This window comes from Micromonospora sp. NPDC003241 (assembly GCF_053589795.1).
In genome coordinates this window covers 1-13,937 of record NZ_JBSFSO010000077.1, presented here as the reverse complement: position 1 = coordinate 13,937, position 13,937 = coordinate 1, and the positions used below count along the sequence as shown (strand labels likewise).

Annotated in this window: 10 protein-coding genes and 1 rRNA gene; 4 read left to right on the top strand and 7 right to left on the bottom strand. The window is 72.1% G+C overall.

Going from position 1 to position 13,937, the window contains the following annotated elements:
- Positions 1–106 precede the first annotated feature (106 nt).
- Positions 107–3,295 carry an isoleucine--tRNA ligase gene (gene ileS, locus ACWDVW_RS31875; protein WP_449956480.1) on the bottom strand — a complete coding sequence of 1,063 codons (3,189 nt, stop codon included), beginning with the start codon at positions 3,293–3,295 and terminating at the stop codon, positions 107–109.
- Positions 3,296–3,695: 400 nt separating this feature from the next.
- Here ileS and ACWDVW_RS31870 point away from each other — a divergent pair, with 400 nt between their 5' ends.
- Both ACWDVW_RS31870 and sigJ read left to right on the top strand, forming a co-directional pair.
- The gene (locus ACWDVW_RS31870) at positions 3,696–4,136 is read left to right on the top strand and encodes a carboxymuconolactone decarboxylase family protein (RefSeq protein WP_396751057.1); all 441 of its coding nucleotides are present in this window, start codon (positions 3,696–3,698) and stop codon (positions 4,134–4,136) included.
- Positions 4,085–5,011, top strand: a complete 927-nt coding sequence (gene sigJ / locus ACWDVW_RS31865) for an RNA polymerase sigma factor SigJ (RefSeq protein WP_396751055.1) — start codon at positions 4,085–4,087, stop codon at positions 5,009–5,011. Before ACWDVW_RS31870 ends, sigJ begins: the two co-directional genes overlap by 52 nt.
- 59 nt (positions 5,012–5,070) lie before the next feature.
- On the opposite strand, the gene ndk is transcribed toward sigJ, so the two are convergent.
- Positions 5,071–5,496 (bottom strand): nucleoside-diphosphate kinase, encoded by a 426-nt coding sequence (gene ndk, locus ACWDVW_RS31860; protein ID WP_396751053.1) that lies wholly within the window; start codon positions 5,494–5,496, stop codon positions 5,071–5,073.
- Between the two features lie 143 nt (positions 5,497–5,639).
- On the opposite strand from ndk, the gene ACWDVW_RS31855 reads away from it, so the two are divergent.
- Positions 5,640–7,157 (top strand): VOC family protein, encoded by a 1,518-nt coding sequence (locus ACWDVW_RS31855; RefSeq protein WP_449956475.1) that lies wholly within the window; start codon positions 5,640–5,642, stop codon positions 7,155–7,157.
- Between the two features lie 24 nt (positions 7,158–7,181).
- Here ACWDVW_RS31855 and ACWDVW_RS31850 read toward each other — a convergent pair whose 3' ends face one another.
- The 3 genes from ACWDVW_RS31850 to ACWDVW_RS31840 all read right to left on the bottom strand — a co-directional run bounded on the left by ACWDVW_RS31850 (position 7,182) and on the right by ACWDVW_RS31840 (position 11,652).
- Positions 7,182–7,643, bottom strand: a complete 462-nt coding sequence (locus tag ACWDVW_RS31850; RefSeq protein ID WP_449956473.1) for a DUF4233 domain-containing protein — start codon at positions 7,641–7,643, stop codon at positions 7,182–7,184.
- Positions 7,640–8,911: a bifunctional folylpolyglutamate synthase/dihydrofolate synthase gene (locus tag ACWDVW_RS31845; RefSeq protein ID WP_449956483.1), complete on the bottom strand. Its 1,272-nt coding sequence runs from the start codon at positions 8,909–8,911 to the stop codon at positions 7,640–7,642. Before ACWDVW_RS31845 ends, ACWDVW_RS31850 begins: the two co-directional genes overlap by 4 nt.
- Before the next feature lie 110 nt (positions 8,912–9,021).
- Positions 9,022–11,652: a valine--tRNA ligase gene (locus tag ACWDVW_RS31840; protein ID WP_396751049.1), complete on the bottom strand. Its 2,631-nt coding sequence runs from the start codon at positions 11,650–11,652 to the stop codon at positions 9,022–9,024.
- A gap of 69 nt (positions 11,653–11,721) precedes the next feature.
- Between ACWDVW_RS31840 and ACWDVW_RS31835 the strand changes: the two genes are divergently transcribed.
- Positions 11,722–12,405: a hypothetical protein gene (locus ACWDVW_RS31835; RefSeq protein ID WP_449956470.1), complete on the top strand. Its 684-nt coding sequence runs from the start codon at positions 11,722–11,724 to the stop codon at positions 12,403–12,405.
- A 14-nt stretch (positions 12,406–12,419) separates the two neighbouring features.
- On the opposite strand, the gene ACWDVW_RS31830 is transcribed toward ACWDVW_RS31835, so the two are convergent.
- A complete protein-coding gene (locus ACWDVW_RS31830) occupies positions 12,420–13,676 on the bottom strand; it encodes an MFS transporter (RefSeq protein WP_449956467.1) in 1,257 nt (418 codons plus the stop codon).
- Between the two features lie 164 nt (positions 13,677–13,840).
- Positions 13,841–13,937 (bottom strand): 5S ribosomal RNA (gene rrf / locus ACWDVW_RS31825); the annotation flags it as partial.

Sequence of the window (13,937 nt, the reverse complement as noted above, 5' to 3'; positions counted from 1 at the left end):
GGTGCCGGTCCGCAGGCTGGAGTGCCGGATGTTAGGAAGGGTCCCCTGCTATGCACGAGGCGTTAGCAGGGGACCCTTCCTTACATCAGCTCACGCAACCATCAGCTCACACGCGACGCACCGCGACAGTCACCTGCTCGCCCTCGCCGACCTCACCGGCGAAGCCGTCCAGATCGTCGGCGAAGTCGACGCTGTCCGCCAGCACCTCGCGGGCCACGAACTCGGCGTACCCGGACACCGCCGCGCGCACCTCCGCCGAGGCCGACACCGACACCACGATCCGGTCCGAGACGTCCAGGTCGGCGTCGCGGCGGGCCTGCTGGACCACCCGTACGACGTCCCGGGCCAGCCCCTCGGCGGCCAGCTCGGGGGTGACCACGGTGTCCAGCACCACCACCCCCTCACCGCCGGGCAGCGGGGCGGAGTGCGCGGCGTCGGCCGCGACCAGCCGCAGCTCGTACTCGCCTTCGGCCAGGGTGACCCCGGCGGCGACCGGGGCGCCGTCGACCAACTCCCACTCCCCCGCCTTGACCGCCTTGATCACCTGCTGCACCTGCTTGCCGACCCGGGGCCCGAGCGCCCGGGGCACCACGGTGAGCACCTGCTGGCAGTACGCCGACACCTCGTCGGTGAAGACGACCTCCTTCACGTTGACCTCGTCGGCGACCAGGTCGGCGAAGGGTCGTAGCTGCTCGGCCGCCGGGCTGGCCACGGTCAGCCGCGCCAGCGGCAGCCGGACCCGCAGGCCCTTGGCCTTGCGCAGCGACAGTGCCGCCGAGGCGACCGCCCGGGTGGCGTCCATCGCGGCCACCAGCTCGTGGTCGACCGGGAAGTCCTCGGCGCGCGGGAAGTCGGTCAGGTGCACCGACCGCTCGCCGGTCAGCCCGCGCCAGATCTCCTCGGCGGTCAGCGGCGCCAGCGGCGCCACCACCCGGCACAGCGTCTCCAGCACCGTCCAGAGCGTGTCGAACGCCTCGGTGTCACCCGCCCAGAACCGGTCCCGCGAACGACGCACGTACCAGTTGGTCAGCGCGTCCAGGTAGGACCGGACGGTGGCGCAGGCGCCCGAGATGTCGTACGCGTCCATCTGCACGCCGACCGTGTCGACCAGCTCGTTGGTCTTGGCCAGCACGTACCGGTCGAGCAGGCTGCCGGCGTCGGTCGCCACCGCGTCGGTCTTGCGCCGCGCCTGGTAGCCGTCCGCGTTGGCGTACAGCGAGAAGAAGTACCAGACGTTCCAGAGCGGCAGCAGCACCTGCCGCACGGCGTCCCGCACGCTCGACTCGGTGACCGGCATGTCCCCGCCCCGCAGCACCGGCGACGACATCAGCATCCAGCGCATCGCGTCCGACCCGTACGAGTCGAAGACGTGGTAGACGTCCGGGTAGTTGCGCAGGCTCTTGGACATCTTGCGCCCATCCGAGCCGAGCAGGATGCCGTGGCTGAGGCAGTTGCGGAACGCCGGCCGGTCGAACAGCGCGGTGGCCAGCACGTGCATGGTGTAGAACCAGCCCCGGGTCTGCCCGATGTACTCGACGATGAAGTCACCCGGGTAGTGGTTCTCGAACCAGTCCCGGTTCTCGAACGGGTAGTGCACCTGGGCGAACGGCATCGAGCCGGACTCGAACCAGCAGTCCAGCACCTCCGGCACGCGGCGCATCATGGACCGGCCCGTCGGGTCGTCCGGGTTGGGGCGGACCAGCTCGTCCACCGCCGGCCGGTGCAGGTCGGTCAGGCGTACGCCGAAGTCCCGCTCGATCTCCTCCAGCGACCCGTACACGTCGACCCGGGGGTGGTTCGGGTCGTCCGAGCGCCACACCGGGATGGGCGAGCCCCAGAACCGGTTGCGGCTGATGGACCAGTCCCGCGCATTGGCCAGCCACTTGCCGAACGAGCCGTCCTTGATGTGTCCGGGCGTCCAGTTGATCTGCTGGTTCAGCTCGACCATGCGGTCCTTGAACGTCGTCACCGCGACGAACCACGACGACACCGCCTTGTAGACCAGCGGGGTGTCGCAGCGCCAGCAGTGCGGGTACGAGTGGGTGTAGGTGTCCTGCCGCAGCACCACCCCCCGTTCCTTGAGCTCCCGGATCACCGGCTTGTTGACGTCGAAGACCTGCTCGCCCTCGTAGGGCGGGACCAGCCCGGTGAACCGGGTGTGGTCGTCCACCGTGACGATGGTCGGGATGCCGGCCGCGTTGCAGACGTTCTGGTCGTCCTCGCCGAAGGCCGGGGCGAGGTGCACGATCCCGGTGCCGTCCTCGGTGGTCACGAACTCCGCGCCGAGCACCTGGTACGCCTGCGGTCCGGCCTGCTCGGTGAGGAAGTCGAACAGCGGGGTGTACCGCCGCCCGACCAGGTCGGCGCCGCGTACCGTGCCGACCTGCTGGTATCCCTCCAGCTCCTTGGCGTACGCGCCGAGACGCCCGGCGCCGACGACGTACCGCTCGCCGTCGCGTTCCAGCACCGCGTACTCGATGTCCGGTCCGACGGCCAGCGCCAGGTTCGACGGCAGCGTCCACGGCGTGGTGGTCCAGACGCCCAGCCGGACCGGCCCCCGGAGCAGTTCCGGCGCGGACTCGTCGGCGGTCAACGCGAACCACACGGTCAACGTGGGGTCGTGCCGGTCCCGGTAGACGTCGTCCATCCGGGTCTCGGTGTTCGACAGCGGCGTCTCACACCGCCAGCAGTACGCCAGCACCCGGAAGCCCTCATAGATCAGACCCTTGTCGTGCAGGGTCTTGAAGGCCCACATGACGCTTTCCATGTAGTCCAGGTCGAGGGTCTTGTAGTCGTTGGCGAAGTCGACCCAGCGGGCCTGCCGGGTGACGTACCGCTCCCAGTCCTGGGTGAACTCCAGCACCGAGGTGCGGCACGCCTCGTTGAACCGGGCCACGCCCAGGTCGAGGATCTCCGCCTTGCTGGTGATGCCGAGCTGCTTCTCGGCCACCACCTCGGCGGGCAGGCCGTGGCAGTCCCAGCCGAAACGCCGCTCCACCCGCCGGCCGCGCATGGTCTGGTAGCGCGGCACCACGTCCTTGACGTACCCGGTGAAGAGGTGGCCGTAGTGCGGCAGACCGTTGGCGAACGGCGGGCCGTCGTAGAAGACGTACTCGTTGTCGGCGGAGCCGCCGCCGGCGGCGGACGACTGCCGGCCGGAGGCGGGACGCTGCTCGACGCTGGCCTCGAAGGTCTTGTCGGCCGTCCAGTGCTCCAGCACCCGGCGCTCGACCGCGGGCAGGTCCGGGCTGGCCGGGACGCCGGTGGCGGTCGGGTCGTGCAACGGATAGGCCATCGGGGGTCGCTCTCCTCGCTGACGCTCACTGTCGTGTGGGTCTGCGAGGACGAGCCGTCACCGGTACGCCGTCACCGACGCCCCGGGCCGGGCCCGCGGTACCACCCCGCTTGGTGGTCGGAGTGCGACCACCCGCTCGTTGGCCGGCTGTGACGGGCCGGACCCGTCCGGTTCTACTGAGCCGGGGCGACCCGGCCGTTCTTCCGGAGGCTCACCGGTGATAGCCGGATCATCGCCATACCCACCCATGATACCCACGCCGCCCGTCACCCTCCTCCCGATAACCCCGCCCCGCCGAGCGTCACCGAGCGCATGACGGGCGTCACAGCGTCGACCTGTCACGCCCCGGCACGCCCCGCCCGTCGTGGCGGTGTCGGAGCGAGATACCGGGAGGGTTGTCATGCAGCGGATGAACGTGGCCAAGGTGGCGCCGGAGGCGTTCGGCGCCGTGATGGGGCTGGAGAAGTACGTCCGGGCGAACGTGGACCACACCGTGCTGGAGCTGGTGAAGCTGCGCGCGTCGATCCTGAACGGCTGCGCGTTCTGCGTCGACATGCACAGCCAGGAGGCGCTGGGCGCGGGTGAGTCGAGCCGGCGGCTGTTCGCGGTGGCCGCCTGGCGGGAGGCGCCCTTCTTCGACGAGCGGGAACGCACCGCGCTGGCGCTGACCGACGCGGTCACCCGGCTCGGCGAGCACGGGGTGCCCGACGACGTGTGGGAGGACGCGGCGAAGGTCTGGCCGGAGAAGGCACTCGCCGATCTGGTCCTGGCGATTGCCACAATCAACGTGTGGAACCGGATCGCGGTGACCTTCCGCAACGATCTCCCGTCGGACGACTGAACCCGGCCGAGGCGGCGGAGGCGGCCGGTGCGCTCGACGCGCATCGGCCGATGCTGCTCGGCCTGGCGTACCGGTTGCTGGGCAGCCGGTACGACGCCGAGGACGTGCTCCAGGAGACCTACCTGCGCTGGGCCCGCGTCGACCGGAGCCGGGTCGCCGAGCCACGTCGCTACCTGTCCCGGGTGGTGACCCACCTGTCCATGGACCGGCTGCGGGCCCGGCAGGCCAACCGGGAGGCGTACGTCGGGCAGTGGCTGCCGGAGCCGGTACCGACGACACCGTCGCCGTTCGGTCCGTTGGAGCGCGCCGAGCTGCGCGACTCGCTCTCCACCGCGCTACTGCACCTGCTGGAGCGGCTCACTCCGCCGGAGCGCGCCGTCTATGTCCTGCACACCGCGTTCGAGCTGCCGTACGCCGAGATCGCCGAGCTGCTCGACCGTTCCGCCGAGGACTGCCGGCAGTTGCACCACCGGGCCGCCACCCGGATCGGGCGCGAGCAGCGCCGGTTCACCGCCGACCGGGCGGAGCAGGAGCGACTGCTGGAGGCGTTCGTCGCCGCCGCCGGTGAGGGCGACCTGCGGCGGCTGACCGAGCTGGTGGCCGCCGACGCGACCGCGTGGAGCGACGGCGGCGGTCGGGTGAGCGCCGCCCGCAACCCGATCACCGGGGCGGACCGGGTGGTCCGGTTCCTGCTCGGCGTCCGGGAGAAGGGCTGGCCGCTCACCGTGCACCGCACCGACCTCAACGGTCAGCCGGCCGCCGTGGTGGTCACCGCCGGCGGCGCCCGGTACGCGATCACGCTCGGCACGGCCGACGGTCGGATCACCGACATCTTCCTGGTGGCCAACCCGGACAAGCTGCCCTGGACGAGGTGAGCCGGCCCGGCGACGGGCCGGCTCGCCGCTGTCGTCGGCCCAGCTCGGGGAGGCTGTCGTCAGCCCAGCTCGGGGAACCAGAGCGCCAGCTCGCGCTTGGCGCTGTCCGGTGAGTCGGAGGCGTGCACCAGGTTCTCCCGGTTGGACAGCGCGAGGTCACCCCGGATGGTGCCGGCGGCGGCCTTGCGTCCGTCGGTGGCGCCGATCAGGCCCCGCACCACGTCGATCACCTGGTCGCCGGAGAGCACCAGCGCGACCAACGGACCGCTAGTCATGAACGTCTTCAGCGGCGGGTAGAACGCCTTGTCCACGTGCTCGGCGTAGTGCTCGTCGGCCAGCGCGCCGTCCATCGTCCGGGACGCCATCGCGTCGATCCGCAGCCCCTTACGCTCGAAGCGGGAGACGATCTCGCCGACCAGGCCGCGGCGGACCGCGTCGGGCTTGATCAGTACGAGCGTGCGCTCGTCCGGGCTGCTGCTGGACACGCTGGGTTCCTCCTCAGGGCGGAAGCCGGTCGGGCTCGGTACGGTCAGCCTAGCGACCCGGTCCCGGCCCCGGCGCGGTGGTCGGACCTTCCCCCGGCCCCCGATCCGGCCTAGCCTGGCCCTGACCACCCGGGAGGTCCACTGTGGCGAACGGCGGGAACCGACCCATCGCACCGGTACGCAAACTGATCGCGGCGGTGCTCGGCACCGTGGCCGCCTTCGTCGTGCTGTTCGGGCTGGGCATGACGAGCTGGGCCATCGTGGCGCTCGGTGTCGCCCTGCTGGTGCTGGCGATCGCGCTGGCCACCGTACGCGGCGGCGGGCGCACCTGGGTCGTCGGCGCCGGGCACGTGCACAGCGCCTCCGAGCCACCCACCCAGTACGCCTTCGGCCGCTGCGAACTCCAGCTCGTGATCGACGCGCCCGGGCTACCGCCCCGGTCAAAGAAGATCATCGAGCCTCGGGTGCCGGTCGCCAAGTGGCCGTCGCTGGGCCAGACGCTCCCGATCCGGGTGGCGCTGGACGACCCGCGACACGTGCGGGTGCTCTGGGACGAGGTGCCCACCCACGCCGAGGCCGGCACCGCCGACCTGCCGCCCGAGTTCGCCGACGAGTTCGTCGGGCAGGTCCCGCCGGACGAGGTGTTGATCGGGCAGCAGGCCCCGCCGTGGGCCGACCGGCCGCCGGAGGACGACTTCCACGACCCGCTGGGTGACCCGCTCGGCGCTCCGCTCCGCGACGACCCGATCGAGCCGGTCGAGCCCCGGGACCCGATCCGGGTCCGCCAGCGCCCCGGCGGACCGGTGGTGCTGGAGGGCACCGTGGTCGAGCAGAGCAGCGACAGCCCGCTGCCCCGGCGCGCCACGCCCGCGCCGCGCACCCCGGCCGAGGAGCGGTTCGCCGCGACCGCCACCGCCCCGGAGGAGACCGACCTCTTCGCCGACCTGCCGCTCGACGACCGCCCCGACACCGCGCCAACCGTCGGGCGACCGGCCGCCCCGACGGGCCCCCTCGACCCGCTGGACCTGCCACTCGACGACCCGTACCCGGCGACCGGCGAGCGCACCCGGCCGGCACCACGCGCCGACGAGCCGATCCACGCGGCGGCGACGACCCCGAGCACTGCGTCCACCTCGGGCACGGCAGCGACGCCGAGTACGCCGACCGACGAAGGCACGGCGGCCGACGCCGGGGACACCACCGGGCCCGACGATCTGCCGGTCGACGACCGGGAGCTGGACGAGGCGATCTTCGGTTTCGACCCGGACGCCGCCGACCCGGCCGCCCCGATCAGCGGCGTGGGCATCACGCTGCTCGTCACCGAGCTGCCCCGATCGTTGGAGTTCTATCGGGACCGGCTCGGCTTCCGCGAGGTCGACCGGGGCAACGGCAACGCGGTCCTCGCCTCCGGGGCCACCCGGCTGGTGCTGCGCGAGGTGACCGGCGCCCAGCCGATGAACCGGCGGCTGGTGCACGTCAACCTGGACGTCGACGACATCCAGTCGGCCTACGAGCGGATGCGTGACTCGGGCGTCCGCTTCACCTACGCGCCCCGGGTGGTCAACCGGGGCACCAAGCTGGAGGTGTGGGCGGCGGCGTTCCGCGACCCGGACGGGCACGGCATCGCGCTGACCCAGTGGCGGGAACGCGCCGAGGCGTGACCCGCCGGCCGGCACGGACGCCGGTCAGCCCAGGATCACCCGGCGGACGTGCAACGCGTACGCCCACACCAGTGCGAAGATGACGCCCAGCGCGAACAGCGCCCAGTGCAGCAGCCCGGACAGCAGCAGCAAACCCTGCAACACGGTGCCGGCCTGCCACGCCCAGGGCCGACGCATCAGCCCGGCCAGCAGCGCCGCCAGCACGGCCAGCGTCACCACCGCCGCGAGCGCCGGACCGCCGAGGTCACCGCCGACCACCCGGATCGGCTGGATCGCCAGCAGCAGCACCAGCGCCTCCAACGCGAGGGTGCCCGCGCCGAGTCCGCGTACCGCCCGCTGCGGATCACGCAGCCCGGACCGGCGCTGCCCCGGCGGGCCGTCACCGTCCGTCCCGGGAACGCCCTCGGGCTGCCCCGATCCGGCACCGCCACCGGTGATGGTCTCGGGGGTCTCGTCCGGGCGGGCCGGGCCTACGGGCCCGCTCATCGCTTCAGCAGTCGGCGGGCGTCGGCCACAGTCACCACCGAGCCGGTGACCAGCACCCCGACCCCGGCCAGTTCACCCGGTACGTCCTCCTCGGCCAACGCCACCGCCGTCTCGATCGCGTCCGGCATCTCCTCGGCGACCTCGACCCGGTCCGGCCCGAACACCTCGGCGGCGAGCGCGGCCAACTCCTTGGCCGGCAGCGCCCGGGGCGAGCTGTTGCTGGTCACGACCACCTGGTCGACCACCGGTTCCAGCAGTTCCAGCAGGCTGGCCGCGTCCTTGTCGGCGAGCGTGCCCACCACCGCAACGAGCTTGCTGAATGCGAACTCCTCCTGCAACGCGGTGACCGTGGCCGCCATCCCCTGCGGGTTGTGCGCGCCGTCCAGCAGGATCGTCGGGGCGGTCCGCACCCGTTCCAGGCGGCCCGGCGAACTGGCCGTGGCGAAGCCCTCCCGGACCGCCTCCAGGTCCAGTTGCCGCCGCGCGCCGGCGCCGAGGAACGCCTCGACGGCGGCCAGCGCCAACGCCGCGTTCTGTGCCTGGTGCGCGCCGTGCAACGGGACGAACACCTCCTCGTACACCCCGCCCAGACCTTGCAGGGTCAGCACCTGCCCGCCGACGGCGACCGCCCGACGCAGCACGCCGAACTCGGAGCCCTCGCGGGCGACGGTCGCGCCCACCTCGGCGCAGCGTTGCAGGATCGGCCGGGCGGCCTCCTCCTCCTGCGCCGCGCAGATCACCGTGGCTCCCGGGTGGATGATGCCGGACTTGGCGACCGCGATGTCCTGGAGCGTGTCGCCGAGCCACTCGGTGTGGTCCAACCCGATCGGGGTGAGGACGCACACCCCGGCCTGGATCACGTTCGTGGCGTCCTCGGCACCGCCGAGCCCCACCTCGACCACGGCGATGTCCACGGGCGCGTCGGCGAACGTGGCGAACGCCAACGCGGTGGTCATGTCGAAGTAGGTCAGCGGCTCCGCCGACCGGTCGTCCACCAGCTCGGCCAGCGGCTTGATCTCCTGGTAGACCGAGGCGAACCGGGCCTCGTCCACCGGCTCGCCGTCCAGGCTGATCCGCTCCCGGACGCTCTCCAGGTGCGGGCTGGTGTACCGGCCGGTGTGCAACCCGAACGCCCGCAGCAGCGAGTCGATCATCCGGGCCGTGGAGGTCTTGCCGTTGGTGCCGGTCAGGTGGATCGACGGGTACGCCCGCTGCGGGCTGCCCAGCAGGTCGAGCAGGGACGAGATGCGGTCCAGCTCGAAGACCATCCGGGTGAAGCCGCGCCCGGCCAGCTCCGCCTCCGCCTGAGCGAAGGCGGCGTGGGCGGCCCGGTCGCCACGGACCCGGCCGCGCTCGGTGTTCTCGGTACGGTCGTCGCTCACGAGGGCAACGCCTCCAGTGCGGCGTCGATCCGGGCCAGGTCGGCCTCGGCGACGGCCAGTCGTTGACGGATCTTGGCGACGACCGGCTCGGGGGCCTTGCCGACGAACGCCGGATTGTCCAGCTTCGCCCGGGCCTGCCCGGCCTCCTTCTCCGCCGCCGCGCGGTCCTTGGTCAGCCGCGCGCGTTCGGCGGCCACGTCGATCGAGCCCCGGGTGTCCAGCGCGACGCTGACCTCCCCCGGCATGGCCAGCGTGGCGCTGGCCTGGAAGTCGTCGCCGGCCGCATCCAGCCGGGCCAGGGACCGGATCAGCGGCTCGTGCGCCGCCACACCGGCGCCGGCCAGCCCGTCGAGCCGGGCGGCGACCCGCTGGGTCGGGCGCAGGCCCTGGTCCGAACGGAACCGACGGACCTCGGTGACCACCCGTTGCAGGGTGGCGACCTCCGCCTCGGCGGCGTCGTCGACGAGCGCCCGGTCGGCCGCCGGCCAGGCCGCGGTGAGCAGCGTCTCGCCGCCGGTCAGCGCGGTCCACAGCTCGTCGGTGACGAACGGGATCACCGGGTGCAGCAGCCGCAGGAGGTGGTCCAGCACGTGACCGAGGACCCGGCGGGTCACCTCGGCCGCCTCACCGCCGCCGGCGAGCACCGGCTTGCTCAGCTCGACGTACCAGTCGCAGACGTCGTCCCAGGCGAAGTGGTAGAGCAGGTCACAGACCTTGGCGAACTCGTACGCCTCGAACTGCTCGTCGACCTCGGCGGTGACGTGCGCCAACCGGGACAGGATCCACCGGTCGACGGTCGACAGCTTGTCGGCGGCCGGCATCGGCCCGCTGGCGTGCGCTCCGTTGATCAAGGCGAACCGGGTGGCGTTCCAGAGCTTGTTGCAGAAGTTCCGCGAGCCCTGGCACCACTCCTCGCTGACCGGCACGTCCCCGCCCGGGTTGGCGCCCCGGGCCAGCGTGAAGCGGGTCGCGTCGGCGCCGTACCGGTCGATCCAGTCCAGCGGGTCGACCACGTTCCCGAACGACTTGGACATCTTCTTGCCGTGCTCGTCACGGACCATGCCGTGCAGGGCGATCACGTCGAACGGCTGCTTGCCGTCCATCGCGTACAGGCCGAACATCATCATCCGGGCGACCCAGAAGAAGAGGATGTCGTAGCCGGTCACCAGCACGCTGGTCGGATAGAACTTGGCCAGGTCCGGGGTCTGCTCCGGCCAGCCGAGCGTGGAGAACGGCCACAGGCCGCTGGAGAACCAGGTGTCCAGCACGTCCTCGTCCTGGTGCCACCCCTGACCGTCACCGGAGCTGCTCGGCGGTTCTTCATCGGGTCCGACGCAGACCACCTCGCCGTCCGGGCCGTACCAGACCGGGATCCGGTGACCCCACCAGAGCTGGCGGGAGATGCACCAGTCGTGCATGTTGTCGACCCAGGCGAAGTAGCGCTTGGCCAGCTCCGCCGGCTCGATCCGGACCCGCCCGTCACGCACCGCGTCACCGGCCGCCTTCGCCAGCGGCGAGGTGTTCACGAACCACTGCAACGACAGCCGGGGCTCCACCGTGGTGCGGCACCGGGAGCAGTGCCCCACGGCGTGCACGTACGGCCGCTTCTCGGCGACGATGCGGCCCTGCTCGCGCAGCGCCGCGACGATCGCCGGGCGGGCCTCGAACCGGTCCAGCCCCTGGAACGGGCCGGGCGCGGTGATCACACCCCGCTCGTCCATCACCGTCAGCGCGGGCAGGTCGTGCCGCTGCCCGATCTCGAAGTCGTTCGGGTCGTGCGCCGGGGTCACCTTCACCATGCCGGTGCCGAAGGACGGGTCGACGTGGGCGTCCCCCACGATCGGGATCCGCCGCCCGGTCAACGGCAGCTCGACCTCGGTGCCGATCAGGTGCCGGTACCGCTCGTCGTCCGGGTGCACCGCCACCGCCGTGTCACCGAGCATCGTCTCGGCCCGGGTGGTGGCCACCACCACGTCGTCGCTGTACCGGATCGAGACCAGCTCGCCGTCGTCGTCGGAGTGCTCCACCTCGATGTCGGAGAGCGCCGTCAGGCAGCGCGGGCACCAGTTGATGATCCGGTTCGCCCGATAGATCAGGCCGTCGTCGTACAGCTTCTTGAACATGGTCTGCACGGCGCGGGACAGTCCCTCGTCCATGGTGAAGCGCTCGCGGTCCCAGTCCACCGAGTCACCGAGGCGGCGCATCTGGCCGAGGATGGCCCCGCCGGACTCCGCCTTCCACTGCCACACCCGCTCGACGAACTTCTCCCGGCCCAGGTCATGGCGGGACAGGCCCTGCGCGGCGAGCTGCCGCTCGACCACGTTCTGGGTGGCGATGCCGGCGTGGTCCATGCCGGGCAGCCAGAGCGCCTCGAAACCCTGCATCCGCTTACGCCGCACCAGGGCGTCCTGCACGGTGTGGTCCAGCGCGTGGCCCATGTGCAGCGAGCCGGTCACGTTCGGCGGCGGGATGACGATGGTGAAGGGCTGCCGCTCGCTCTCCGCCGACGCCCGGAAGCGACCGTCGGCTACCCACTGCTCGTACCGTCGCTGCTCTACCTCGCCGGGCTGGTACTGGCCGGCTAGGGTCGGGGCATCGAGGCGTCGGGCATCCAGGTTCTCGGTCACCCTGGAAGTCTACGGAGCGCTTCGGCGGACCCGACGTGCGCCACCTGTGGTTCGCGTACGGTGTCGGCTATGTCCGACGCGCGCCGCAGCCTCCACCACCTCGACGACGGCACCCCGCTGGTCGACCTGACCGCCGAGCCCATCGAGCTGGACCAACCCGCGGCGGCGGCCGGCCCCGAACGGCGTGCCGTCCGGTCCCGGCGCTGGCGGATCGCGGTGGCCCTGATCGCGGTCCTCGTGTTCGCGGGCGTCGGGACCCTGGGCTCCTGGGGCTGGCGGATCATGCAGCAGAAGGACGCCCGGATCAGCACTCCGGCTGAGGTCGCCGGCTTGCGCCAGGACACCAGCGACCGCGCCGTCAGCACCGCCGACTACCTGCGTAGCGGCCTCGCCGCCGACATCCGGCTGGACAGCAGCTTCGGCGCGGTCTACCAGGATCCGGCCGACAGCGCCCGCTCGGTGCTCCTCTTCGGCGGCACCACGCTGCTGTGGCAACCGGAACGGGACCTGGAGAGCCTGTTCACGCTGATGGGCGACGAGACCGGCGCGATCGACGGCCTACGCACCGTCTCCCCCGGCCGACTCGCCGGGGTGATGAAGTGCGGCAGCACCAGCGGCGAGGGCGGTGACTTCGCGGTCTGCGGCTGGGCCGACCACGGCAGCGTGGTGCTCGCCATGTTCCCGTCCCGCTCGATCGACGAGTCCGCCGGGCTGCTGCGACAGATCCGCGAGGCCGTGCAGACCCGGCACTGACGCCCGCCGTCGGGTCACCGCCCGCCGGCCCGCGCCACCGGCGTGGCGAGCGCCGCGAGCCCGACCAGGACGCATCCAGCACCGGCGAGCAGACACACCAGAGGTACGCCGTACCCCTGCGCGCCCCACGTCACCACCGCCGCGCCGATCGGGCCGAGCGCGTAGTGGGTCGCCCAGAACACCGAGGTGACCCGGCCGAGCAGATGATTCGGCGTCACCTCCTGTCGCAGCGACAACGAGCAGATCGCACCGATCGCCACCCCGCCGAGGTACACCGCCGCCAGGGCCGCCACCGCCGGCACCGTACCCGCCGACCCGACCGCCGCGACGGCCACGCCCGCGACCACCATGCTGCCCGACCAGGTGGGCCCGAACCCGATCCGTCGGCGTAGCGGCGCCACCACCAGCGAGCCGAGGACCGTGCCGAGCGCGGCAAGCCCCAACACCGCGCCGACGGTACGCTCCGACCCGCCCAGGTCGTGCCCGACGTGATAGATCAGCACGTCGTCGAGCCCGTAGGTGAGGAACAGGAACGCCGACAGCAGCAGCGTCAGGCTCCGCAGCACCGGATGCCGCCAGAGGAACCGGGCACCGTCCAGCAGCTCGCCCCGCAGCGCCGTCAGGGTCGTCGCGGTCCGTTCCCGGCGCGCCTGCCGCAGCCGTACGGCGGTCAGCCCGAGCGCCGACACGGCGAAGCTCGCGGCGTTCACCGCCACGGCGGTGGTGTACCCGAAGCGCGCCGCCACCAGGCCGGCGAGCAGCGGTCCCCCGATCCCGGCGACCGCATAGCTCGCCGACAGCTTGCCGTTGGCCTCGGTGATCCGCCCGACGTCGACGAGCCCCGGCACCGCCGCCACGTACGCGACCCGGAACACCATCCCCACGGCGGCACTCGCCGGCAGCACGAGATAGAGCAGCCAGAGCTGCGGTCCCCAGAGCCACGCCACCGGTACGGCCGTGAACAGCACCGCCCGTGCGAGGTCACCACAGATCAGCAGACGACGTCGGTCCACCCGGTCGGCCAGCACCCCGGCGAACACGGCCGTGACCACCGACGCCACCCCCGCGACCGCAGTGAGCAGGCCCATCAGCGCCACCGACCCGGTGACCTGGAGCACCAGCAGCGGTACGGCCACCGACGCGAACCCGTCGCCGAGCACCGACACGGTCTGCGCCGCCCAGAACACGGTGAAGTCCCGATTACGCCACAGCCCCGACCTCGTTCTTCCCGAGTGCGCCGTCTCCTCGGATACCGGCACTGGGTCCGGCATCGTCCGGTCGTGTGCTGGTGGCCCGGGGCGGTCGGTGGGCGCCGTCACTCGCGTGACGCTAACGGCCGGCGGCCCGACGCGCTGCCCCGGTTCACGTCGACGTGGTCGGGTCACAAATGCGTTTAGGGCCACCCCCAATGGGGGTGGCCCTAAATCGAGAAGATGTCCGGCGGTGTCCTACTCTCCCACACCCTCCCGGGTGCAGTACCATCGGCGCTGGAGGGCTTAGCTTCCGGGTTCGGAATGTGACCGGGCGTTTCC

Bases quoted from the DNA above. Each gene is read 5' to 3' on its own strand.
- ACWDVW_RS31870 (WP_396751057.1), top strand. From the start codon at position 3,696: ATGCAGCGGATGAACGTGGCCAAGGTGGCGCCGGAGGCGTTCGGCGCC.
- ACWDVW_RS31845 (WP_449956483.1), bottom strand. From the start codon at position 8,911: ATGGTCTTCGAGCTGGACCGCATCTCGTCCCTGCTCGACCTGCTGGGC.
- ileS (WP_449956480.1), bottom strand. From the start codon at position 3,295: ATGGCCTATCCGTTGCACGACCCGACCGCCACCGGCGTCCCGGCCAGC.
- ACWDVW_RS31835 (WP_449956470.1), top strand. From the start codon at position 11,722: ATGTCCGACGCGCGCCGCAGCCTCCACCACCTCGACGACGGCACCCCG.
- ACWDVW_RS31850 (WP_449956473.1), bottom strand. From the start codon at position 7,643: ATGAGCGGGCCCGTAGGCCCGGCCCGCCCGGACGAGACCCCCGAGACC.
- ACWDVW_RS31830 (WP_449956467.1), bottom strand. From the start codon at position 13,676: ATGCCGGACCCAGTGCCGGTATCCGAGGAGACGGCGCACTCGGGAAGA.